The sequence below is a fragment of the Carboxylicivirga sp. genome (genome assembly GCF_982718395.1).
Genome location: NZ_CEXQWX010000088.1, coordinates 1 through 25,327 on the forward strand (window position 1 = coordinate 1; position 25,327 = coordinate 25,327).

The 25,327-nt window shown below is 38.1% G+C and carries 14 protein-coding genes; 10 read left to right on the top strand and 4 right to left on the bottom strand.

Features of this window, described 5'->3' with window-relative positions:
* Nucleotides 1–9 precede the first annotated feature (9 nt).
* On the bottom strand, nucleotides 10–1,539 hold the full coding sequence (gene guaA / locus AC4MRQ_RS15675; protein WP_491198638.1) for a glutamine-hydrolyzing GMP synthase: 1,530 nt from the start codon (nucleotides 1,537–1,539) through the stop codon (nucleotides 10–12).
* Between the two features lie 169 nt (nucleotides 1,540–1,708).
* The gene (locus AC4MRQ_RS15680) at nucleotides 1,709–2,899 is read right to left on the bottom strand and encodes an aspartyl protease family protein (protein ID WP_491198639.1); all 1,191 of its coding nucleotides are present in this window, start codon (nucleotides 2,897–2,899) and stop codon (nucleotides 1,709–1,711) included.
* Nucleotides 2,900–3,027: 128 nt separating this feature from the next.
* Between AC4MRQ_RS15680 and AC4MRQ_RS15685 the strand changes: the two genes are divergently transcribed.
* Both AC4MRQ_RS15685 and AC4MRQ_RS15690 read left to right on the top strand, forming a co-directional pair.
* Nucleotides 3,028–3,534 (top strand): UpxY family transcription antiterminator, encoded by a 507-nt coding sequence (locus tag AC4MRQ_RS15685; protein ID WP_491198640.1) that lies wholly within the window; start codon nucleotides 3,028–3,030, stop codon nucleotides 3,532–3,534.
* Between the two features lie 43 nt (nucleotides 3,535–3,577).
* Nucleotides 3,578–4,369, top strand: coding sequence for a hypothetical protein (locus AC4MRQ_RS15690; protein ID WP_491198641.1), 792 nt, complete (start codon nucleotides 3,578–3,580; stop codon nucleotides 4,367–4,369).
* Nucleotides 4,370–4,501: 132 nt separating this feature from the next.
* On the opposite strand, the gene clpB is transcribed toward AC4MRQ_RS15690, so the two are convergent.
* Nucleotides 4,502–7,105 carry an ATP-dependent chaperone ClpB gene (clpB, locus tag AC4MRQ_RS15695; protein WP_491198642.1) on the bottom strand — a complete coding sequence of 868 codons (2,604 nt, stop codon included), beginning with the start codon at nucleotides 7,103–7,105 and terminating at the stop codon, nucleotides 4,502–4,504.
* A gap of 394 nt (nucleotides 7,106–7,499) precedes the next feature.
* Nucleotides 7,500–8,450: a polysaccharide deacetylase family protein gene (locus tag AC4MRQ_RS15700; RefSeq protein WP_491198643.1), complete on the bottom strand. Its 951-nt coding sequence runs from the start codon at nucleotides 8,448–8,450 to the stop codon at nucleotides 7,500–7,502.
* Between the two features lie 258 nt (nucleotides 8,451–8,708).
* Between AC4MRQ_RS15700 and AC4MRQ_RS15705 the strand changes: the two genes are divergently transcribed.
* From AC4MRQ_RS15705 to AC4MRQ_RS15740, 8 genes are all read left to right on the top strand, one after another.
* Nucleotides 8,709–10,643 carry a glycogen debranching enzyme N-terminal domain-containing protein gene (locus AC4MRQ_RS15705; protein ID WP_491198644.1) on the top strand — a complete coding sequence of 645 codons (1,935 nt, stop codon included), beginning with the start codon at nucleotides 8,709–8,711 and terminating at the stop codon, nucleotides 10,641–10,643.
* Nucleotides 10,644–10,650: 7 nt separating this feature from the next.
* Nucleotides 10,651–11,946 (top strand): glycosyltransferase family 4 protein, encoded by a 1,296-nt coding sequence (locus AC4MRQ_RS15710; protein ID WP_491198645.1) that lies wholly within the window; start codon nucleotides 10,651–10,653, stop codon nucleotides 11,944–11,946.
* A 19-nt stretch (nucleotides 11,947–11,965) separates the two neighbouring features.
* The gene (locus AC4MRQ_RS15715) at nucleotides 11,966–13,261 is read left to right on the top strand and encodes a glycoside hydrolase family 57 protein (RefSeq protein ID WP_491198646.1); all 1,296 of its coding nucleotides are present in this window, start codon (nucleotides 11,966–11,968) and stop codon (nucleotides 13,259–13,261) included.
* 65 nt (nucleotides 13,262–13,326) lie between these two features.
* The gene (gene glgP, locus AC4MRQ_RS15720; RefSeq protein WP_491198647.1) at nucleotides 13,327–17,550 is read left to right on the top strand and encodes an alpha-glucan family phosphorylase; all 4,224 of its coding nucleotides are present in this window, start codon (nucleotides 13,327–13,329) and stop codon (nucleotides 17,548–17,550) included.
* Between the two features lie 380 nt (nucleotides 17,551–17,930).
* On the top strand, nucleotides 17,931–22,496 hold the full coding sequence (gene cas9, locus AC4MRQ_RS15725) for a type II CRISPR RNA-guided endonuclease Cas9 (protein WP_491198648.1): 4,566 nt from the start codon (nucleotides 17,931–17,933) through the stop codon (nucleotides 22,494–22,496).
* Nucleotides 22,497–22,571: 75 nt separating this feature from the next.
* Nucleotides 22,572–23,051, top strand: a complete 480-nt coding sequence (locus tag AC4MRQ_RS15730) for a hypothetical protein (protein ID WP_491198649.1) — start codon at nucleotides 22,572–22,574, stop codon at nucleotides 23,049–23,051.
* Between the two features lie 655 nt (nucleotides 23,052–23,706).
* Nucleotides 23,707–24,360: a PQLLE family protein gene (locus AC4MRQ_RS15735; RefSeq protein WP_491198650.1), complete on the top strand. Its 654-nt coding sequence runs from the start codon at nucleotides 23,707–23,709 to the stop codon at nucleotides 24,358–24,360.
* 86 nt (nucleotides 24,361–24,446) lie between these two features.
* On the top strand, nucleotides 24,447–24,989 hold the full coding sequence (locus AC4MRQ_RS15740; RefSeq protein WP_491198651.1) for a transposase: 543 nt from the start codon (nucleotides 24,447–24,449) through the stop codon (nucleotides 24,987–24,989).
* Nucleotides 24,990–25,327 lie beyond the last annotated feature (338 nt).

The window sequence follows — 25,327 nt, forward strand, 5'->3', positions numbered from 1 at the left end:
TTCGAATTCTTATTCCCATTCAATTGTTGCCGGCGGCTTTGAGCTAATATCGTAAACAACTCGGTTAACGCCTTTTACCTTGTTAATAATATCATTTGACACTTTTGCCAGGAAATCATAAGGTAAATGAACCCAATCAGCCGTCATACCATCTGTAGAGGTAACCGCACGCAGAGCTACCACTTTCTCGTAAGTTCGCTCATCACCCATCACACCAACCGATTGAACCGGTAATAACATAGCTCCTGCCTGCCAAACCTGATCATATAGGTTATTATCTTTTAATCCTTGAATAAATATGTGATCTACTTCTTGTAACAAGGTTACTTTTTCAGCTGTGATATCACCTAAAATACGAATTGCTAATCCTGGACCCGGGAAAGGATGACGACCTAACAAGTTCTCATCAATACCCATGGCACGACCTACGCGGCGTACTTCATCTTTAAACAGTAGGTTAAGTGGTTCAACTACCTTCAGGTTCATTTCTTCAGGTAAACCACCTACATTATGGTGTGATTTAATAGTTGCAGAAGGTCCATTAACTGAAACTGACTCAATCACATCAGGATAAATAGTACCCTGCGCTAACCATTTCACATCCTGAATCTTGTGCGCCTCTGCATCAAATACTTCAATAAAAACACGACCGATAATCTTACGTTTGGTTTCAGGATCTGAAACACCATCCAACTCACTTAAGAACTCTTTTTTAGCATCAACGCCAATAACGTTGAGTCCCATATGTTTGTATGAATCCAGAACTGCTTCAAACTCATTTTTGCGTAACAAACCGTTATCAACGAAGATACATGTCAGATTTTTACCAATTGCTTTGTGTAATAACACACCAGCCACTGTACTGTCAACGCCTCCTGATAATCCTAAAACAACCTTATCGTTGCCCAGTCTTTCTTTTAAACCTGCAACTGTTGTTTCTACAAAAGAATCAGGCGTCCAGTCTTGAGAACATCCGCAAACTCCAACTACAAAGTTCTTAAGTATTTGTGTTCCTTCTGTACTGTGATATACTTCAGGGTGAAATTGCAAACCAAATGTTTGCTCATTCTCTATTTTATATGCAGCAACCTTTACATCTTTGGTACTGGCAACAATTTTATATCCTTCAGGCAGGTTTACAATGGTATCACCATGCGACATCCATACTTGCGAATGATGACTTACATCCTGCAACAATTCACTTGTGTTATCAACGTACTCCAAGTTAGCACGGCCATATTCACGAGTTTTTGAAGGTTGTACTTCGCCACCATAAAATTGTGACAGGTACTGAGCTCCATAACACACACCCAGTAAAGGCATTTTTCCTTTAATTGCAGTCAAGTCAGGTTTAGGTGCTTCCTCATCTCGCACACTGTAAGGGCTTCCACTTAGAATAACACCTTTAACCGAATCGTCCAATTCAGGACAGTTGTTAAATGGATGAATTTCACAATACACATTAATCTCTCGTACCCGTCTGGCAATTAACTGCGTGTACTGAGAACCAAAATCCAGAATAATGATTTTTTCCTGCATTAATATTTGCCTTTAATCCTTAGCTAATTAATTGACAAAATTCTAAATGAACTTTCTTATTCAAATAGAAAACTCACAATCATATTAACCAATAGTTATACCTTTAAAATTTTGCGCAAATATACGATTTAATATTTGATATTAGTGCTGTTGCACTGTTTGAAAGACATTAAAACTCAATACGTGACAAAGTAACTGTATTCCTTGATTGATCATGAGGTTTAATAAAGTGAAATGTGAGGGTTTTCTTATTCTGTGTAACGTCCTTTAGGGACAGGAAAACATCACATGAACTTTTGTTTTTCATATCTGCCCCTTCAATATCTTCCAATATATCACCTTTTTCAATTCCGGAAGCTGCGGCCGGGCTACCTTGCCAGATACCATTAACAATAAACTTATCATCGTCCATGATAAAATCAATACCGAAACTATCCAGTTTTAACTGACTCGGTTCATTGAACTGGAAGAAAAAGCGTTTTTGCGGATAATCTAAAATAAAATCGCCCAGCTCAAGCACTTTCATTCCAATTTTAGACTGACCTGCACTTGTTTCGATAACCGCATTTTCAGTATTTATATGCCCAAGCTTTAAGGTTAATTGCGAAAAAATCTCTGATTCATAATCTCCCGCTCCCCAAGCTCCATGCGAATTTGTACCACTGGATTGATAAATTGGTTTAGTAAGTACCTTCTTTTTCTTTAGCCAATGAGCTGTATTATTATTCAGAACAAACGAATCACCGCTTCCTGTATCCACCAGTACCCATTTAATGGGCTTACCATTCACCTTAACTTTAATGAATGGTGAGCTTTGTTGCTTATTAACCAACAACTTGGATTCAACTAACTTATCACTTCTTAAAGTCTGAAATGAATCTGCAATGATTAACTTTTGTTTTGTCCAGTCAATTTTAAATGCACCAAAACGCAACAAGTTACTACCAATTATACCTTTATATCCTAAACACTTAAAAGGTCCTTCGAACATATCAACATAGAGGGTTGGAATAGCTTCGTAAGTTAACTCTCCAACAGTTATAGATGGCATGACAATAACTTCAGCTTCTTGCTTTTTTCCCGTTGCATCTCCGATATTCATTCTGTAACCGGCGGGAAGTTTGTGGTATGTACTATCTTTAAACAGAATACACATAGCACCAGTATCCAGAAGATATCGACCACTCACGCCATTCATTGAAGCTTCAATTACTATCTTATCATGCACATATTCAAAGGGTATTTCAGTATAAAAGTGTTCTGTAATCAAACGTCCTTCATTGAATTGAGCCAGCACACCAGTATGAATCAAAACCAACAAATAAAACAGTCCTCGCTTTGGTTTTAAAACACTTGTCATTAAGGGGTATAATTTATTACTAATCAACATTTAATATTTCTTAATTGCACATTGATTATAAGTGTATGGATCAAATATCATTAATTCCTAGTTCTTTTTTTACTAATTTCGCACAAAAATTGAACGTTTTGGAAAATAATCAGGACAAATCCTGGTATGCACTTTATACCAAATCCAGGGCCGAAAAAAAAGTTTTGGAGCAATTGACAAAAATGGGCATTGAAGCCTATTTACCTTTAAAAAAAACCTTAAGGCAGTGGAGCGACCGGAAAAAATGGGTTGAAACACCCGTTATCAGCTCATATATTTTTATTAAAATTCCTTTAAGCGATTATAGAAGAGTTTTTGATGTAACAGGTATTGTTGCATACGTTTCATATAAAGGTAAAGCCTGTATCATACCCGAAAATGATATTTTGGCGATGAAACGAACCATTGAAAATCAAATGAACTTTAGTGTTGAAGCCGGACAGATTGAGAAGGGTCAGGAAATCACTGTTACTTCAGGGCCTCTGGAAGGTATCAAGGGTGAAGTGATGGAAGTGCAAGGTTCTAAGAAAATTATTCTAAGAATCAATCATATTGGTTATACATTAGTTGTTAACCTTGATGAAGCTACCTTTAAAAAGGAGTAGACTGCATCTCTGCAATAATAATAATCGCATCAACGAAGGAATTATGCACGAAGAGGATTTACCAATTGAAGATTACATATACACTGAAGCTTTAAAGGAACGTCATAGTGATATTGGTCGTTTTAAGGAATTGATTGAGTTGAACGATAGCAGCAATGAAGATACTGCTACCGAACTTCTTTATATATGTAAACGTCTGTTTTACAACTACCACGGTCTAGATCAGATTATGGCTGCAAGAACTAATATGCTGCAATTCTTCGATGTTGAAACTAATGATGATCTGATACCGGCCACCATGAATGGTGGTATTACAGAGCATGATGAATTGGTAGAAGACGTGCTTAATTCACTGGATGATATTGAAGATCTAAAAAAGCTGAATATTAAAAAGCTGGCTAATAGATTTCCTGAAGTTTCTTTCCTGTCGTTAATGAAGATTGTTATGATGGAGATTAACGAGGAGCCGGCTAAGAAAATATTGAAACAGCTTGATGATGCGTTATCTATATATCCTGACGATTTACTTCTGCAGCTTGAGAAGGAATCAATTCTAAATCGCGAAGGTCAAAATGGAAAGTTAATTTCATACGACTACCTGAAGAAAAGTACCGTTAGTAACATCTTCAAAAGAAAAAACATTCACTCTTTTGAGTTAATGAGTCTTCACACAGCCATATTTGAATTCCTTGTAGCTCAAAATGATGTATTAATGCTGGATGCGTTAATGTTTGCCTCCAAAACATTGTTTCCAGAATGGGAAGAATCCTGGAGTGATAAAGAAGTCTACAGTGAGATTTTAAAGCTTGAATTCTGCAAATTAATTATCAATTGACCATAAGCTTATTCCGCTGAAAAATATCCTTTTATCTTCTCTACCAAAGCAATAATATTCTCGACTTCATTTGTGAAAAAAAAAGCAATTCTCAAGGCCGGCATAATGATACCGGCCATATTCATTAATCAATTAATTTGAGTTTATTAAACTATTATTAAACACTAATGAATCATCTTCTAACTCAATAAAAATACTTGACTGAGAACTTACTTCTCCTGCCAGAATTTTTTTCGAAAGCTGATTAATCACCAAGCGCTGAATGACCCGTTTAATTGGTCGTGCACCAAACTGAGGCTCGTAGCCTTGCTGCGCCAAATAATCCAATGCTTGTTCGCTAAAATCAATAGAAATATGTTTCCTGGTTAACATTCGTTTTAACGATTTTATCTGCAACTGAACAATTTGCTTTACCTCATCAATATTAAGCGGTGTAAACATTACTATTTCATCAATACGATTTATGAATTCAGGCCTTACACTTTGTTTTAACAGGCCTAACACTTCTAGCTTTGTTTGATCAACAGTATATTGATAGTTATTCATTTTTACTCCCTCAAGGTTATTATGGATGATCGACGAACCCATATTCGACGTCATAATAATGATGGTGTTTTTAAAATCTGCTACCCGACCTTTGTTATCTGTTAATCGTCCTTCATCCAGTACCTGCAATAAGATATTAAACGTATCAGGATGGGCTTTTTCAATCTCATCAAGTAACACAACTGAATATGGCTTTCGCCTGACAGCCTCAGTTAACTGACCTCCTTCATCATAACCTACATATCCGGGAGGCGCTCCAACCAACCTGCTCACCGCATGTCGCTCCTGATATTCGCTCATATCGATTCTTGTTAAAGCATTCTCATCATTAAACAAGTAATCGGCCAACGATTTAGCCAACTCTGTTTTCCCAACACCAGTTGTGCCTAAAAACAGAAATGAACCAACTGGGCGACGGCTATCCTGCAAGTCAGCTCGTGACCGTCGAACCGCATCCGAAACTACCTCAATAGCCTCATGCTGCCCCACTACTCTGTTGTGCAGCTCGTCTTCCAAGCGTAAAAGCTTTTCCCGATCGCTACTCATCATTTTGGCTACTGGTATGCCTGTCCAGCGCGCCACTACCTCAGCAATATCATCACTATCGACCTCCTCTTTTATTAAAGCATTTGCCTGATTTTCTACTACCTTCTTTTGTGCTTTATCCAGTTTTATCTGCTCCTCTTTGATTTTACCATAACGTAACTCTGCCACCAAACCAAAATTTCCATCACGTTCAGCTTTATCTGCTTCCTGATTCAACTTATCTATTTGCGTTTTAATAATCTGAACCTCCTCTGCAGCACTGCGTTCACTATCCCATTTTGCAAATACACTGTTACGCTCGTCTTTTAAATCTGCCAATTCCTTCTTGATTTGTACAACCTTCGCCTTATCCTTCTCTCGCTTAATAGCCTCTAATTCAACTTCTAATTGCAATATTCTTCGATCAAGACTATCCAACTCTTCAGGTTTCGAATTCATTTCCAACCTAAGCTTGGATGCTGCTTCATCCATTAAATCAATGGCTTTATCAGGCAAAAAGCGATCGCTGATGTACCTGTGTGAGAGCTCAACTGCAGATATGATTGCACTATCCGTAATTCGCACTTTATGGTGCTTTTCGTATCGATCTTTGATACCACGTAATATGGATATTGCACTTTCTCTATCCGGCTCATCAACCATCACCTTTTGAAAACGGCGCTCTAAAGCTTTATCTTTCTCAAAGTACTTCTGAAACTCATCAAGTGTTGTTGCACCTACAGCCCGGAGTTCTCCTCTCGCTAATGCCGGCTTCAGTATATTGGCTGCATCCATGGCTCCCTGTCCTCCACCAGCTCCAACAAGGGTGTGTATTTCATCAATAAATAAAACAATACGACCTTCTTCTGAAACAACCTCCTTAACAACCGCTTTCAGTCGCTCTTCAAATTCACCCTTATATTTGGCTCCAGCAACCAATGCTCCCATATCCAGCGAATAGATAACTTTATCCTTTAAATTATCAGGCACATCACCTCGCACCAGGCGATGAGCCAGACCTTCTGCAATTGCTGTTTTTCCTGTTCCTGGTTCTCCAACCAGCATCGGATTATTTTTGGTGCGTCTTGACAATATTTGCAAAATGCGCCTGATCTCTTCATCACGTCCAATTACCGGGTCGAGCTTTCCATCATTTGCCAGTTTATTAAGATTTCTGGCATATTTTTCCAATGATTGATAAGTTTCTTCCTGAGACTGAGAGGTAACATTCTTTCCTTTCCTAAGCTCTTCAATAGCCGCCTGCAAATCATTTCCGGAGATACCATTATCTTTCATCAGTCGTGCTACATCATCACCGGAGTAAAAAATAGCCAAAATCAAATGCTCAATGGATACATATTCATCTTTCATTTTCTTTGCCCTCAACTGAGCGTCATTAAGTATTTGACCGACTTGTTTAGACAGCATCCTTTCGCCCCCCTGAACCTTAGGAAAGCTTTGAATGATACTATCTAATGTTTGTTGGAATATAGCAGTGTTTACACTGAGTTTATTTAAAATAAATGGTAACACATTTTCATCAACGTGAAATATTGCTTTTAGAATATGAGCAGCTTCGATCTGTTGATGTTGATGACTCTGTGCAATTTGTGTAGTGTATTGGATCGCTTCCTGAGATTTTATGGTATAATTATTAAAGTTCATAGCAATTAATTTTAATATCGCTCTTCAAATGCCATACCCAAGAACAAAACAAGACATAATGTCCTTACAAACAGAAAGTTAAATGTCATTCTGACTGATTGCGTCTATTTTTAAATGACAAAACTTCAGTTATTAATGTGATGAATGGAAAAAAGGCACTAATGTGTCGCACCTTAAGTGCTCTATCTTCTTTATCATGCACCACAGGGTTCCCCCCTGCGCTATTATGTTTAGGCCTTACAGGCCAGATTGAAAGCCTCTCTTAATAGTTCTGAAAGAACGATACATGTTAGTATAGTCCGTTAGGACTATGGTTAATAGATAATGTAATAGAGGGCTGAAAGTCCGGCACATCTATTTACTTCGCGCAACTTTTCAATGTTGATCGGCATTATTAATACCCTTCACCTGATAAAATCCTTTGATAAAGCTCATAGTAAGGCATAATACCTGGTTCCTCCTTCATTAATTGTTGCCGCCTTTCAGGATCATCTATCCAGCGATATACCCACGATATTCCCCATTTTTTATAATAATGACTTTCCTGAGTATAAATAGGATCCTTCATCGCCATATTAAGGTCAATTATTTCATATCCTTTTTTTCTTAAAAGGTCTATTATCGATGGCAGGCAATCCGCAGTAATAGCATTGTCATGACACAAGAAAATATGCTTAACCGACCGACCATATTGAGCAGCTGTTAAAGTATCCATCCATTCAAAACTTCGCATCGTTGCACCAATATAAGCTGATAGTATTTTTTTAGCCTGAACAATACTATCCTTAGCTAAATAATATTCATAGAGGGCATTAAACATCCAATCAGAACTCTCAACTGTAAAAGGTGTAGAAATCAAACCAATGGAATCAAGCATATCCTGAGCAGCTTTATGCTGCTGTTCATCTTTACCTGCATCATTGTACGGAAACCTAAAGTAATCGATTGTTTTCCCCAAAGGTGATGCTAGCTCTTTTGTTTCTTTCATTCCCCGGATTACATCACTTTTAAAAGAATCTAAAGTCACCTGGGAATAACGTAAATGAGAATAAGTATGCGTTCCAATGATTACGTTTGGGTTTTCAATCCACTTTCTGAGATAAGCGGCATTGACATTTGGATCAGGTCCATTACTGAGTCGTTGTTCATTAATAAAAATTGTAACAGGTATGTTTAAGAAGTCAATCTGTTTTAAGAGTGACATACCTCTGTCAATCTTGTATTTTTTTACATTTGGAACATCATCAATTGTAATAGCTACCTGCTTTTGCGCCACTATTACATCTATAAAAATCATTAATGTTGCAATAACTATTTGCACCCTTGATGTATTAAATTTATGCATATCTTTATTACTATAATATCAATTCAACTTTAACTATTTAAAACTTTTTCCACACTTATTTGATGAAATTAACAGTTTTTCGTCAAAAACACCAACATGATGTAATTGAAGTTATCAAATGATAAAAAAACAATATTTATCACAATAAATAGTAGTCCTAGATAAAAAATTACCTAAATTTGAATTGGGATTTCTAAGGGAGTAAAACAGCGCAAGAGATGAGATATTTATTATTAATCATGCCTATACCATTTGCGTATGAGTTACTTAAAGTTCAACAAGGCTCAATTGGTCAACACCGAATACTCTTTAAAAAGAGAGTTCATCCGAACCAATAGAGCAGGTTCATTTGCCAGTTCAACCATTATTAATTGCAACACGCGCAAGTACCATGGTTTATTAATCTGTCCGATTAAAACGTTTAACAACGATAACCATGTGCTGCTTTCATCATTGGATGAAACCATAATTCAGCATGGAGCTGAATTTCATTTGGGAATTCGAAAATATCCCGGTACATATAATCCCAAGGGGCATAAATATGTACGAGAATATGAAATTGACCCAAATCCGGCCATCACTTATCGCGTTGGGGGCGTTTTATTAAAAAAAGAACTTCTGCTGGTTGAAAAAGAACAACGAATATTAGTTAAATATACGTTACTGGAGGCTCACTCTCCTACCATTATTCGTTTGCAACCTTTTGTGGCATTCAGGAATATACATGAGCTTACCCAGGCAAATTTATTTGCTAATACCAGAGCAGCAGTTGCAGCAAATGGCATAAGCGTGAACCTCTATGAAGGTTTTCCTGATCTGTTTATGCAAACATCCAAAACTTCTGAGTTTGTGCATGTACCTGACTGGTATTATGATATTGAATATAGCGAGGAAAAAAGAAGGGGATACGCCTGTAATGAAGATTTATTTGTACCTGGTTATTTTGAAATGGAAATAAAAAAAGGTGCACCCATCATTTTCTCGGCGGGTACAAAAGCTGTAACTCCCAATTCATTACTGCGCCAATTTAATTCGGAACTTAAAAAACGAATACAGCGCGATAGTTTTGAAAGTTGTTTAGATAATTCTGCTGAACAATCGATATCCCGCAAGGGCAAAGCCACCCAGGTAATCAATGGCTTTCCTTTTTTAAGTTATAGTGAGCGGAATACCTATTTATCGATTCCCGGATTATGCCTGTCCCGCGATGACGAAAAAACATTTCTGGAGATCCTTAATACAATGCTCAAAACCATAAATAACCGTTTTTCACCGGATAAAGCGCTGAACAAGGAGAGAACTTCGGTTGATGTACCATTATGGTTTTTCTGGACATTGCAACAGTATTTAGCTTTTGGAACTGATCCTAAAAATGTATGGCTTAAATACAAGAAAGTCATAAAAGACGTGTTGAAAACCTATAAGCAGGGATCGCATTTAGCCGTTGAATTACACGAAAACGGACTTTTATGGACTCATCAGAAGGGTGTTACCTGGATGAAAGTCAGGAATAATGGAACTTTCTTACAGCAGCGTATGGGATATGTGGTTGAAGTTAATGCCCTTTGGTACAATGCAATTTCATTAGCTTTAGATCTGGCCAAAACCACAAATGATAAAGCATTTATTAAAGAGTGGGGCGAATATCCAGAAAAAATTAAAACTAGTTTCAATCAAGTATTCTGGGATGACTCCAAAGCATATCTTGCAGATTATGTGACAGATGATTATACAAGTTGGAGTATCAGACCTAATATGTTATTTGCAGTCTCTCTGCCTCACTCTTGCTTGAACCTTGAACAAAAGAAATCTATACTGGATAAAATTGAAAGTGATCTCCTGACTCCAAGAGGCCTTAGAACACTGTCTCCAAATAACCAGGATTATCTGGGGATTATATCCGGCAATGAATATGAGCGAAACAGAGCATTCCACAATGGATCAGTTTTCCCGTGGTTATTCGGACATTACGCCGATGCCTATCTCGACCTGCATAAACTTTCAGGTGTAGCTCATATCAAACGACTACTTGAAGGGTTTGAGGAATGTGTTAATGAACACGGAATTGGTTCCATCTCACAAATTTATGATGGTAACCCTCCTCATAAACCTAACGAAGCTACCTCTTATGCATTGAGCGTAGCTGAGATTATCAGAGTTAAGAAAAGAATCAGTAACCTATCTGTTAAGTAGTTGACCTATGAAAGTATTAATGTTTGGATGGGAATTCCCACCTCATATTTCAGGTGGTTTAGGAACGGCCTGCTACGGATTAACCAAGGGTTTGTCTAAAATTAGTGATCTGGATATCATTTTTGTGGTACCTAAAGCATATGGTGATGAGGATCAAAGCAAAATGCAACTGATTGGAGCCAATAACACCCACCTGAAACAAGTGCAGAACCATATCAAAAAATTTAAGTCAAAACATACCTATTTAGAAGTTGAATCGGAACTTATTCCTTATAATGACCCGGATGAATACTATACATTCCGAAATTCTGAGCTATTTGGAAAAAACAAACTCTTTAAGGTCACTAAGGAGGGCAAATTAGAGTTTAGTGGCAAATATGGTGCTAACCTAATTGAGGAGATTTATAAGTATGCCTACGTTGCTTCAACCATAAGTATGGATAACGAGCACGACGTGATACATGCGCACGACTGGCTTTGTTATCCGGCGGGTATTGCTGCCAAAGAGGTATCAGGTAAACCTTTGGTCGTTCATGTTCATGCAACCGATTTTGACCGAAGCGGTGGAAGCGTCAACCCCAAAGTATTTGAAATTGAAAAAATGGGAATGGATGCAGCCGACAAAATTATTGCTGTCAGTAATCTGACCCGTAATATTGTGATTGAAAAGTATGGTCAGGACCCTGCAAAAGTTGAAACAGTTTATAATGCTGTTGAACCTGTTACCAACGAACAGAAAAAAGCGATTAAGAAAGGAGTAAAAGAGAAAGTCGTTACATTCTTAGGTAGGATCACAATGCAGAAGGGCCCGGAATATTTTGTAGAAGCAGCGAACGAAGTACTTAAGCGTACCGGTAATGTTCGATTTGTTATGGCCGGAAGTGGTGACATGCTTGAGAAGATGGTGGATCGTGCAGCGCAATTGGGCATATCTGACCGTTTCCATTTTACCGGATTCCTGAAAGGTGATGATGTATTCAAAATGTTTGAAATGAGTGATGTTTATGTAATGCCATCTGTTTCCGAACCTTTTGGTATTTCACCATTGGAGGCAATGCAATCTAACGTACCGGTCATCATCTCCAAACAATCAGGAGTATCCGAGATTCTCACACATGCCGTTAAAGTTGATTATTGGGATATCGATGCATTGGCTGATGCCATTTATGGCATTATCAAATATGATTCGTTATCCGGCATTTTTAAGGAAAAAGGTAAAGAAGAGGTTGATAACCTGAAATGGACCAATGCGGCCCTTCATGTGCACAAAGTGTACAACAACACAATTAACGATTCCCATTAAACTCTAAAAAAGAAATAATATGAAATCAATATGTTTATATTTTCAGGTACATCAACCATTACGATTAAGAAGATACAGATTTTTTGATATAGGCAACGATCACTATTACTACGACGATTTTGCGAACGAGTCAATTCTAAAGAAAATAGCAAAAGAATGCTACTTACCGGCTAACCTGCTTTTACTTGAGCTAATTAAAGCCAACAAAGCACAGTTTAAGGTAAGCTTTTCAATCACAGGAGTTGCGCTCGATCAGTTTGAACTATATGCGCCGGAAGTTATTGATAGTTTCAAGCTTTTGGCTGATACGGGACAAGTGGAATTCCTTGCTGAAACCAATTCTCACTCTTTGGCTGCACTAAAAGACCCAAATGAATTTAAGGCACAGGTGAAAGCACACTGCGAACGCATCTATAAAACCTTTAAACAGAAACCTAAAGTATTCAGAAATACTGAATTAATTTATTCAGATACCATTGGAAAAGATGTTGCTGACTTAGGTTTTAAAGGTATGATAACCGAAGGCGCCAAACATATATTAGGCTGGAAAAGTCCTAATTATCTGTATTGTAATGCCATTAACCCAAAACTAAAGTTGTTGTTACGCAATTATACTTTAAGCGATGATATCACCCTTCGTTTTTCTGAACAAGGATGGAATGAATGGCCACTCACAACAGAAAAGCTAGTGAATTGGTTAGATCATATGGATGAAAAAGAAGAGATTATCAATATTTTCATGGATTACGAAACCTTTGGTGAACATCAAAAGAAAGAATCAGGCATTTTTGATTTCTTAGAGAATCTACCTGCTACAGTATTAAAGTCGGGTAATTATAAATTCTCGACTCCTTCTGAAGCGATTAAAGAATACCAGCCCATAGCTGTAGCGCATGTTCCACATGCCATTTCTTGGGCTGATGAAGAACGCGATTTATCAGCCTGGGTGGGAAATGCCCTTCAAAAGGAAGCCTTTGAAAAACTTTACGAACTGAGAAATGATGTTATTGCATTAAATGATGATCGCATCAATAAGGACTGGAGTTACCTTCAGATCAGCAATCATTTTTATTACATGTGTACCAAATTCTTCTCAGATGGTGATATACACTCTTACTTCAACCCTTACAACTCTCCATACGATGCATTTATTAATTACATGAATGTATTGAGTGATTTTAAGATCAGAGTAAACGAATTGCTTGAGGAGAAAAGTGAAGAGATACAACAAAATGCATTATCTGAAAAAGATGATTTGATTAAGCAATATAGAAAGGAAATCAAAAAGCTGAAAAAACAAATTCTTCAGGAATAGTTGACAAAACAATTATATAATACTATCTCATACCATTGATTAATTAATTATTTAAACAACAACGTATGAAAAAGATAAAAACAGGACCCGATTTTATTTTTGAGGTCAGCTGGGAAGTATGCAACAAAGTAGGGGGCATTCATACGGTTATTTCAACAAAAGCATTATCGCTTAAAGAAGCATTCAACGACAATATCATATATATTGGTCCTGACTTTAATCAAAAAGCACATCGTGATAAAGAGTTTAAAGAAGATAGCTCTTTATTTAACGATTGGAAGAAAAAGGTCAATGATATGGGTATTCCCATTCGTATTGGTCGTTGGAAAATACCCGGTGAACCACTGGTGATATTAATAGATTTCAAGCCTTTATTGAAGAATAAAGATGCTTTCTACGCTAAAATGTGGGAAGTGTATAAACTGGAATCATTGTATGGTGCAGATGATTATCATGAACCGGCTATCTTTGGTTATGCCGCCGGACAGGTCATAGAGAGCTATGTCAAAGAACATAAAACATCTAAGGAAAAAGTTGTTGCTCAGTTCCATGAATGGATGACGGGCGCAGGCTGTTTGCATCTTGAACACCATGTGCCTGAAGTAGCAACCATATTTACAACACATGCCACCATGCTTGGACGCGTGCTCGCCAGTAACAATGAGCCACTCTACGATAATCTTTATCAATTTAACATCAAAGAGAAAACCGACCAGTACAATGTATCGGCCAAATGTTCTCTGGAGAAAAAAGCAGCGTTGGCGGCTGACTGCCTGACAACTGTTAGTGAGATAACATCAAAAGAATGTCATCATTTCTACAATAAACCAGTAGATGTATTATTACCTAATGGTTTCGAAAATGACTTTGTTCCAAAGGCTGAAGATCTAAAAGTTACCAGAGATAAATCAAGGAAATTGTTAAAAAATGTTGCAGAAACCTTAATTGGTAACACTCTATCTGATAAAACCCTTTTTATTGGTACGGGAGGTCGTTATGAGTATAAAAATAAAGGTATCGATATACTATTAAATGCCCTTGGCCACATCAATTATGATCCTGGTCAGGAACAGGAAATAGTAGCTTTCTTCTTTATTCCGGCCGATCAGCGTGGTCCAAGAAAAGACCTGGTGAAAAATCTGGCTGACGGCAAAAAAGACGAAACACTCGTTACTCCCTATATCACGCATTATTTAGGCAATATTGATCATGACCCGATTCTGAATAAGATAAAAGAAATCGGCTTTAGCAACAGCGACAATGAGAAGGTAAAAGTCATCTTCGTCCCTACCTACTTAACAGGTAATGATGGTATTTTCAATCAGACCTATTACGACCTGCTGATGGGGCTTGATTTATCTGTATTTCCTTCGTACTACGAACCATGGGGTTATACACCAATGGAAAGTGCGGCTTTCGGTGTTCCTACGGTTACCACTTCATTGGCAGGATTTGGCAAATGGGTGATGAGGATCAACGAAAATGGCAAAGGAGGCGTAGAAGTATTTCAACGGACGGACTCCAATTCAAACGAGGTAATCCATAACATTGCTCATTATATTCAACGTTTCTCCCAGCTAGATGAAAAGACGATCAACTCCTACAGGGAAAATGCAAGGCAAATAGCCCAGAAAGCACTGTGGAAGAATTTTATCGATTATTACTTTAATGCTTACGCCCAGGCCATCAGAAATAACATGAATAGAGGTACGAAGCTTGAAGATAGTAAGCACCTGCAAGTAGCCAGAACTAATCAATTTCAATGGCGCAAGCTTATTGTTGAGTCAAATCTACCTGTTGATTTTACAGGTCTGGAAGAGTTATCAAAGAATTTATGGTGGTGCTGGAATTACGAAGCCATTGATTTATTCGAGTACATTGATCCTGAACTTTGGGTCAGAGTCAAGAAAAATCCTATTGTTTTATTAAAGTCAGTAAGCAGTGGTCGTTTAAAAGAGCTGGAGAAAGATAAAGATTTCCTGAAAAGATATCAGACCGTTTATAAAGATTTCAAAGATTATATGGCTGTTAAACCAGCTGCTAATCAGCCAAAAATAGCCTATTTCAGTATGGAATACGGACTGCACGATAACCTGAAAATATATTCAGGAGGTCTGGGAATTTTGGCTGGTGACTACCTGAAGGAAGCCAGTGATTCAAATGTCAATATGGTTGCCATCGGTTTTAAGTACAAGTTTGGTTATTTTACACAACGCTTGTCACTTAATGGAGAACAGCTGGTTGAACTGAATGCACAAAAATTCTCTTTTCTTCCGATCACTCAGCTTCATGATGAAGCTGGTGTTCCGAAAACCATTCACTTCCACCTGGAAGGACGAACGGTAAAAGCGCTGATATGGCAGGTTAACGTTGGCCGTATAAAGCTATACCTGCTCGATACTGATACTGATATGAACAGTAAGGAAGATCGGGCTATTACACATCAATTGTATGGAGGTGATTGGGACAACCGCATTAAACAAGAAATTCTGCTAGGTATTGGAGGAATCCGTGCGCTGAATGAAATGGACGTAGATGCTGATCTGTACCATTGTAACGAAGGCCATGCCGCGTTAATCAATGTGGAGCGTTTGCGCCAGTATATTGTGCAGGGCTACACATATGATGAAGCACTGGAGATAGTCAGAACCACCTCTTTATTTACAACACATACACCTGTACCAGCCGGTCACGATACTTTCTCGCCAGATATGGTGAGGCACTACCTGTACTATATACCGGAAGAATTGGGTATTAACTGGGATCAGTTTCTGGCTTTGGGTCGTGCTAACCCTTTGGATGAGAATGAAAAATTCTCGATGAGTAATCTGGCAGCCCATACATCAGTTGCTATGAATGGGGTGAGTAAATTACACGGCCAGATATCGCAGGAAATGTTTAATAATCTATACGAAGGTTATTTCCCCGAAGAGCTGCACATTGGTTATGTGACCAACGGCGTTCATTATCCTACCTGGACAGCTAAGGAATGGCGTACGCTTTACGAAAGCGAATTTGAAGAAGGTTTTTTACAGGATCAGTCCAACAGAAAATATTGGGAAAAGATTCATGATATTGATGATGCCAAAGTATGGAAGATCAAAAACACCTTGCGTAAGCAGTTAGTCGACTACGCGAAAGACCGTTTCCACCGTAATTGGATCAGACGTTACGAAGATCCTAAAAACCTGGTGGAGATTATTGATTCCATCGATGAAAACGCATTGACTATTGGGTTTGCCCGTCGCTTTGCTACTTATAAACGAGCCCATCTCCTGTTCAGCGATCTGGATCGTTTATCTAAATTATTAAACGCCCCTGATCGACCAGTACAGTTTATTTTTGCGGGTAAGGCACATCCGGCTGATAAAGCGGGTCAGGATTTGATTAAACTGATCGTCGATGTATCGCGACGTCCGGAATTTGTTGGTAAAATCCTCTTCCTTGAAAACTATGATATGGAATTGGGTCAAAAACTGGTAAAAGGTGTCGATATCTGGATGAATACACCAACACGTCCGCTTGAAGCATCAGGTACTTCAGGTGAAAAAGCAGTGATGAATGGTGTTATGAACTTCAGTGTGCTGGATGGCTGGTGGCTTGAAGGTTACAGGCAAGGAGCCGGATGGGCACTGACTGAAAAGCGTACTTACGAAGATCAGTCATACCAAGATGAACTGGATGCTCAGACCATTTATTCAATGTTGGAAAACGAGATTATCCCGTTGTTTTATAAGCGCGATAAAAATAACATTCCGGGTGATTGGGTCAAATACATTAAGAACTGTATTGCTGACATTGCCCCTGATTATACCACTAAGCGGATGATGGATGATTACAAGGAGCGTTTTTATGAGCCAATGTATAAACGGGTGAAAAAGTTACGTCTGAGTGATTACGAAATGGCGCGGGATATAGCCGTGTGGAAACAAAAGCTCTTGTCATCATGGGATAAAATAGATGTTGTATCAGTGGATACCCCCAGCACACCAAAGCACAAATACCTGGCGGGCGAACTATATCACATGGAAGTTGCTTTAGACTTAAAAGAGCTGATTGATGAAAATGTTTGTGTGGAACTGGTTATTCGCTCATCTGCTGACGGACTTATGGCAGGACCAATCACGACGCAACGCTTCTCGCAAGTCCGAAAAGTTGACACCCTTGCCTTTTACGAGCTGGATTTGAAACTACCCGATCCGGGCATATTCGACTTTGGTGTTCGCGTTTTTGCTTGCAATCCTCAGCTAGCGCATCGACAGGATTTCAGTTATGTGAAGTGGATATAGTGTAATAATAAATGCTTACAATAGTTAACAAAAGCTGCCTGATGATACATTGGGCGGCTTTTTATTTTATTGCTTAAAAACAAACTTTTCCAAAGTTTCGAACTTTGGAAAAAATAAAAACCAAACTGGTTTAAATAAAAACTCCCACCGAGGCGGGAGTATAGGATTAATTTCCTTCGGCATATAGCCTTATTGTGATAAGAATCTAATAAGCTTTTATTCAATTCCTGATATCAAAATTAGCAAATCTTGTTTAACCTGCAAATAAAAAAAACTAACAAATTTCAAAAGTGCGTTAGGTTTTTATCAGGTAATTACTATTTTTAGTAATAATTTTATGACAATAAACTCGCACATTAACCCTCTATAATCCTTCAGTAATGGGCAAAATATTAGGACTTGACCTTGGCACCAACAGCATTGGCTGGGCTGTTGTAGACGCCACCTTTACAAGCAATAAAGTAGAGCAATATAATTACATTGACGATTGTGGTGTACGCATATTTCCAGCAGGTGTTAGTGATATTGGCAAAGGAGACAGCGAAAAATCAAATAATGCCACCCGAACCGAAAACAGACAAAAGCGTCGCCATTTTTATTGCAAACGCCTTCGTAAAATAAAGCTGCTTCAGGTTTTGATAGAACAAGGCATGTGCCCATTAACGCTTAAAGATTTAAATAGCTGGAAAAATTGGGATCGCCAGCAAAAATCAGAAGGTAAAAAATTTCCTGATACCGAAGAATTCAGACTATGGATAAAACTCAATCCATACGAGTTACGCAGTAAAGCACTTTCTGAACCAATCAGCCTGCACAAGTTGGGACGGATTTTCTATCACCTCATCCAGCGCCGTGGTTTCCACAGTTCCAGAAAAGGGAATGACGACCCCAAAACTCTATTCGAAAAAGGCAAACCGGAAGAAAACATACTGCCTGTTAACGCCACAAAGGAAAAGGCTAAAAACTCCAGCTTAGGCGACTACTTATATTCCATTATCCCGCAAGAAGGTGTGCCATACAAAACAATTCAGGATGAAAATGGACAAAGCATCCGAGCAAGGGGCAGATATACAACCCGTGATATGTATATTGCCGAATTTGAATCTATCTGGAACAGGCAAGCCAATCACCTTGGTTTGAATGAGCGCATGGCTGAACTCCAAAGAACAAGGGAACTAAAAGGTTCGCTTGATGGTAAGCGTAATCAATCCAGAATTCAACATTTAAAAGAAATATATGGCTCTGAAAACGTAGTTATCAACTCACAAAAAGATGGGCATGTTACCAAAATTACAACGACATCAACTATTCCGTTAAAAAACTTCCTGGCCGGAAACATACAGGAAATTAATCAGGAAAATGGTGAAAAAACTCTCCAATTTAAAAGCAACGAAAGCGTCTTGTTCTGGCAACGGCCACTTCGTTCGCAAAAGGGCTTATTAGCTAACTGCCGGTTTGAAGATAACCTGCCGGTAATTAATAGTGAGGATAACTTTGTATTCAATAAAAATGGTAAACAAATTAAGCGAAGTAAAAAGCCCTGTCCTCTTTCCCACCCTGAATTTGAACTATTTCGCGCCTACCAATTCCTGAATAATATCCGGTATGGAAAAAATCAGTCCTTATCAGACGAGCAGAAACAACAGGTACTACAATTAATCAATAAAAAAGATAAGAATTTTAATTTCTCTGAAATTCCCAAGTTATTAAAACTCACCTACGAGAAATTTAATTACGAGGATGACCTGAAAGTGGCCGGTAATACAACCATTAAACAGTTACAACCGCTTTTTAAGCCTGAAGTTTGGGAGAGGCACATGCTTGATATCTGGCATTGCTTTTATTTCTACGAGGATAACGAAAAACTATTTGAAAAACTTCAAAAGGACTTTGGTTATGCAAAAAGCCTTGATACCATTAAGAAAGTAAAACTTAAAGATGGTTATAGTAACATATCATTAAAAGCAATCAGGAACATCCAGCACTTCTTGCTTACAGGTCTGCAGTTTGACCGAGCTGTTATTTTAGGAGGTGTAAAAAACGCCTTTGGTAAACGTTACAAACATTTCGGTGAATCAGAGCAGGAACTTAAAGCGGATATTCTGAAAATTTTAAATGAAAACAACAAAGACGGCGAAGCCATTGATAAAATAAAAACCTACTTATCAAACCCGGATAATCATTACGGCTTTGTTAAAGATGACCCGCACTTTTCGCACCTTTATCACCACAGCCAAGAGATTGAAGCAAAAGACGAATTAGCATTGTGGGTGCCTAAACTTGAAAACCTGCGCAATCCTATTGTCCAGCAGGCTTTACATGAAACACGACGATTGGTAAATGCCTTATTGCTTAAATACAGAAAAAAGTTTGGTGAAGATTTTGAGTTTGCGCAAATAAAAGTGGAAATGGGCAGGGATTTACGCAACAACAAAGCCCAACGTAAAAAAATTACCGATAGCATTTCTACCAACGAAATCAAAAATAATGAGGCCAGAGAGCGATTGGCCGAATATGGCTTACGCCCTTCGAGGAACAACATCCAAAAGTACTTAATGTATAAAGAAATTGTTGACCGAAGCGGCAAATGTACCTGCCCATATACAGGTAAGATAATTTCTATTAATGATTTATTAGGCAGCGCCAATGCCATCCAAATTGAGCACATCATTCCATACAGTGTTTCACTAGACGATAGCTTTGGCAACAAAACCCTTTGCGAAGCACATTTCAATAATGATAAAGGTGAAAAAACACCGTACGAGTATTATACTGAAAATCCTGACTCGAAAATTTGGGGAGCTAATAGCTGGGATGAGATTGCCGCCAGAGCATTCCGCACGCTGCCTTATCCTAAAGCCAAACGTTTCACATCAAAAAAGAAGTTTGAAAAAGAAACATTTATTGAACGACAACTGAACGACAGTCGTTACATCGCCCGAAAAGCAGTAGAATTGTTATCGAATATTTGTCATGATGTGCGTGTAATGCCGGGACAATTAACAGCAGAACTCCGCCACCTTTGGGGGCTTAATTCTATATTGCAACCCACTCAAAACCTCGGAGAACATACATTTGACATTAACGATGATAAGCCTGTTCCTTATTATGCTATTACTAATGAAGCCGGAGAAACCCTTGCCCTGCGTAAAAAATTCAACGAACGACCAGCCACAAGTGAAAACGAACTCCTTTTATCAGGCTACGCCTCTAAAAACAAATTCGATGCTAAATCCTTCAAAATTGATTTTAAAGATATCGATGTTAAAGATGGTCATTATTGGGTAAAACTAGATGTAAACGGTTCCCTTAAACTAATGCCTCAATACACAGATAAACCTCAATCTGATGAAAAACATATCGTATTAAGGGGTAAGGTTGAAAAAGGTCAATTTAAAAACGATACTTCCGGCAACTACAAAACGGCAAGTATTGAAGATGGAAACTATTGGGCAAAATTTGAAATAACGAATACCAATTTTCAGGCACCGGACAAAAACAAGCAGCCAAAAACAAAACGTAACCAGCTATTATTGTTTGGTACTGTTCATAACTGTGAGTTCAATTGCTATATTTACAATTGCCAAACCAACCTCCCTGACGGAAAATATTGGTTAATAGTTGATGTTTCACCAGACAACATTGAATTTATAAAGGCTGTTAACCCACGTCCGCAAGCGCATAACAATGAGGTTTGTATTTCAGCTACTGTGGATGAATACGGTTATATGGTAGCCGACTGTGACCCTCAATACAAACGCAAAACAGAACATTTGCCCGGGAAATACTACGCAACTTTGAGTATTGAATCGAAACCAAAAGAATTGCATGCCGTTGAAAAAGAACTACCAAAAATAGAAAAGGGGCAAAAGCTGGTAGAAGGCTCTATCTGGGTTGATAAATACACTGGTGAAATTAAATTCGACCCCAAAAAGAACCGCGACGACCACCGCCATCATGCCATTGATGCCATTACCATTGCACTAACCGAACAGAGCTACCTACAGCGCCTAAGTACAGAGAATGCAAAACGTAAAGACAAGCAAAGAGGAAAAACAAACAGCACCGAAAAATTCCCGGAGCCCTGGAACGGATTTAATCAAGATGTTCAGAAAAAAGCTGCCAATATCCTGATTTCATTTAAACAAAGCAACAAGACACTTACTAAAAACAAGAAGGGTTTTAGCGTAAGAGGGCAGTTGCATAAAGAAAATGTTTTTGGTTTGAGGCAAAGCCCGAATATGGAAAAGGCTTTTCATCGTCGCACAAAAATAACTGAACTGAAGAACAATAAGCATGTTGCTAAAATTGCCGATATCACCATTCAGGAACTAATAAAGAACTTTTTAAAAGAAAGGCTCGACATTGACACTGGTAACCCTAAAGGCTATACAATTCCTAAAGATGCTTTCATTAGCAATGGCGAATGGCAATTATTTATGCCTAATAAAAAAGGAGGCGATAATGTTCCTATAAAAAAAGTTCGAATTCGGGAAATGCTTGGGAATACAAATCGTTTAAAAGGCGATTTAAACCAACATGTTAATCCTAGAAACAATCATCATGTTTTAATCTACAAAGACAGTGATGGAAACCTGAAAGAAGAGGCCGTTCAATTCTGGACAGTTGTGGAGCGCAAACGTCAAAATATGCCAACCTACTTATTACCGGAAGATGGAGATACAATAGTTGCTACATTAGAAATAAACGATATGTTTTTATTAGGACTAAGTGATGAGGAATTTCGTTCCAACAAAGACAACTTCCAAGTGTTAAGTAAAAATTTATATCGGGTTCAAAAAATATCATCAATGGATTATACTTTCAGGCACCATCTGGCATCAACAATTTCAAATGACAATGAAGAATGGCGAATGCAAAGCTTTAAAGCCTGGGAAGAAGCAAATCCTATTAAGGTAAAAGTCTCCCCCCTCGGCAAAATATAAAAACTATAATCCACCACACCTCTTCCAAAGTTTAAAACTTTGGAAGAGGTAAACTTAAATTAAACCCATCTAACCATGACAGATTTTTGTTCAAATATAGAGTACACAAAACGAGTAGCGATTAGTCAACTTAAATATGCCAAAACGAAGGACCAGGCAGCCTATCTGGATAACATTATTTGTGATGGAGTTAAAAATGTCATCTTTAATAGGCTGAGAGAAGAGCTAAATCCTGCTGAACAAGCCGTTTTTGATGAAATTAATGAGAAACAAGCTAATCTGAATCAATTAGAAAAATCAGTTGATATAAACTCAGAGCTTAAGGAAATTGAGAGGCTTAAACGGTTAATCTCAACGAAAATTGAAAATATACTCATGGTAACATCTTTCTATCATGAAAGCAATGGGAAAAGATCTAAAAAGCTTGCAAAGGATAGCCCGGATAATATACACAGCCCTACGCCCATTAAAAAAGTAAAAGTTATAAAAAAGATAAGCTGTGCAGAGATATTAAAGAAGTTGCCGGGCAGCGAAGAAGCGGAACGCAACATATGAACCCATGTAAATACATACCATCACCTCTTCCAAAGTTCAGCACTTTGGCTTAGGTAAAATAAACCAACAAAATAATTAATCATAACCCTTATAACCATGACCGACCTTACTCCACCATCGATAAACAACTGATTGGCATTTCCTGATCACGAAGTCAGTCATTAGCTGTTAGCAGCCAGTCAAGCCTCAGAAATTTGTAAAAACAATTGAATGTAGCTTGTCAAAACCTGGTAACAGCGCATCCAGCAAGCGTTGCAGCCAATCAGGTTGATGTTGCATCCGGACTTAAGCTCCTTGCATCAAGTCAATAACATGCTGAAACCGATCAAAGCAATATTGCATCAAATCAGACTGGTGCTGAAGCCAGTCAAAGAACAACAGCAACGATGCAAGAGCACTTTGACTGCTTACAGAATCACTTTGACGGGTTTCTGAATGATCTTGATTCAATGGCCAGGCGCGTTGATTCTATGCGATGTCACATTGATCAGATGCTGCTTTCATTTGATCCAATACTGATCCTGATTGCCCTTATCCGGCAGTGATTTGCCTCAATGTCTGAATGATCTGACAGGGAGATGAAGTCATTTATTTAGATGTACTCTTTATCTGCCACACTAAAAATACCTTTATTATTAATTATAAAAAGTTAACTATGAATTACCAAAGATTAAACAAAGATGAATTTTTAAAAGAATGTAACCTGCGCATAAACAACAGTATTAACGATGCTTTAATTGCCACGGCAGTTGCTGTATTTGGTTATGATGATCAAAACATGCAATCAGGACTTGATTTGCTTAATATTGCCAAAACGGCGGCTGATAAATTTGATAAGGAACATGGCGAGGTGGATGCTGCCTTTGCTCAACGAGATGAAAAGAAAACGAAGGCTCAGGCCACTTACATTAAACTGATACAGATAGGGAAAGTAGCACTTAAAGATATCGAAGAGGCTTTATCGGTGCTTCGTATATTCAAATCCAAAGCGCGCACCAATAGTGGCTGGTTAAAAGAAAAGCGCAGTCTCTACAATAATCTTCTGGCCAATCCAGAGTGGTTAAGTGCCTATGCCAAATATGGTATAACGCAAGAAATGATCGAAGCCGGCCAGGCCGAAGTGCTAGCTGTTGAGGCACAGGATGAAGCCATTATGCGCGAAAAAGGCGATGCTCAAAATGCCACCATGGAAAGAGATGAGGCATTTGAAAAACTGGCCGAATGGGTGCAGGATTATGAAACCATTGCCAGGGTTGCTCTGGCCGATAAACCACAGCTTTTGGAAAAGCTGGGTATTATAGTTAAATAGTTTCACTGCATCTAACCGGATACCTTTTCCAAAGTTTGAAACTTTGGAAAGGGTCTGTCCCGACAATAGTTTTAAAGCACCTATCTATGGAACCATTAGAAGCCAATAACTTTTACCATATCTTCAACAGGGCTAACGGTTCTGAAGTGTTATTTAAAGAAAAGAAAAACTATTACTTTTTTCTGGAGAAGTACAGGCAGCACATCACACCGATAGCTGATACTTTAGCCTACTGCTTAATGCCTAACCACTTTCATTTTCTGGTTTATCTGAAAGAAGGAGCTCCTGAGAATTCATTTTCAAAATCTTTTTCCAACCTGTTTAGTGCTTATACACAATCTTACAACAAAATCTACAATCGAAAAGGGAGTCTTTTTCAGAAAAACTTTAAACGAAAACTGACCGATTCGAAACTGTACCTGATAAAATTGATTAATTACATACATTTCAACCCCGTACACCATTATTTTGCTGATCAACCTGATCAATGGATTTTTTCGTCATTTAATGCAATATTGAAGCAACAAAATACCGCCGTCAATTACCAACAGGTTATTGAGTTATTTGATGACTTTGATAATTTTAGATACATGCATCAACATTCGATGGATTTTTCTTTCGATTATTAGTGAACCTACCTCCTTTCTAACACTTTAAACCTTTTCCAAAGTTTCGAACTTTGGAAAAGTTACTTCAACAAACTCACTTTCGGTTAATTCCAGAGCTTCCGGGTTTTAAAACCCGGGAAGATCTCAGCCTCATTTTGGATTTTTCTTTCGATTATTGATAAACAAGCACCGTATCTAGTTCCTTAGATCTTTTCCAAAGTTTTGAACTTTGGAAAAGGTACTCACTTTCGGGTAATTCCAGACCTTCAAGATATTAAAGTCCTTTTAAGTATCATTCATCCCCACTAAACCTCCATTTACCAACAAAACAAACACTTAGACTAGCCACCAACGTATCA

What these genes read in the sequence shown, in the direction of transcription:
- guaA (WP_491198638.1), bottom strand. Translation starts at nt 1,539, where the DNA reads ATGCAGGAAAAAATCATTATTCTGGATTTTGGTTCTCAGTACACGCAG.
- AC4MRQ_RS15680 (WP_491198639.1), bottom strand. Translation starts at nt 2,899, where the DNA reads ATGACAAGTGTTTTAAAACCAAAGCGAGGACTGTTTTATTTGTTGGTT.
- AC4MRQ_RS15690 (WP_491198641.1), top strand. Translation starts at nt 3,578, where the DNA reads ATGCACGAAGAGGATTTACCAATTGAAGATTACATATACACTGAAGCT.
- clpB (WP_491198642.1), bottom strand. Translation starts at nt 7,105, where the DNA reads ATGAACTTTAATAATTATACCATAAAATCTCAGGAAGCGATCCAATAC.
- AC4MRQ_RS15700 (WP_491198643.1), bottom strand. Translation starts at nt 8,450, where the DNA reads ATGCATAAATTTAATACATCAAGGGTGCAAATAGTTATTGCAACATTA.
- AC4MRQ_RS15705 (WP_491198644.1), top strand. Translation starts at nt 8,709, where the DNA reads ATGAGTTACTTAAAGTTCAACAAGGCTCAATTGGTCAACACCGAATAC.
- AC4MRQ_RS15710 (WP_491198645.1), top strand. Translation starts at nt 10,651, where the DNA reads ATGAAAGTATTAATGTTTGGATGGGAATTCCCACCTCATATTTCAGGT.
- AC4MRQ_RS15715 (WP_491198646.1), top strand. Translation starts at nt 11,966, where the DNA reads ATGAAATCAATATGTTTATATTTTCAGGTACATCAACCATTACGATTA.
- glgP (WP_491198647.1), top strand. Translation starts at nt 13,327, where the DNA reads ATGAAAAAGATAAAAACAGGACCCGATTTTATTTTTGAGGTCAGCTGG.
- cas9 (WP_491198648.1), top strand. Translation starts at nt 17,931, where the DNA reads ATGGGCAAAATATTAGGACTTGACCTTGGCACCAACAGCATTGGCTGG.
- AC4MRQ_RS15730 (WP_491198649.1), top strand. Translation starts at nt 22,572, where the DNA reads ATGACAGATTTTTGTTCAAATATAGAGTACACAAAACGAGTAGCGATT.
- AC4MRQ_RS15735 (WP_491198650.1), top strand. Translation starts at nt 23,707, where the DNA reads ATGAATTACCAAAGATTAAACAAAGATGAATTTTTAAAAGAATGTAAC.
- AC4MRQ_RS15740 (WP_491198651.1), top strand. Translation starts at nt 24,447, where the DNA reads ATGGAACCATTAGAAGCCAATAACTTTTACCATATCTTCAACAGGGCT.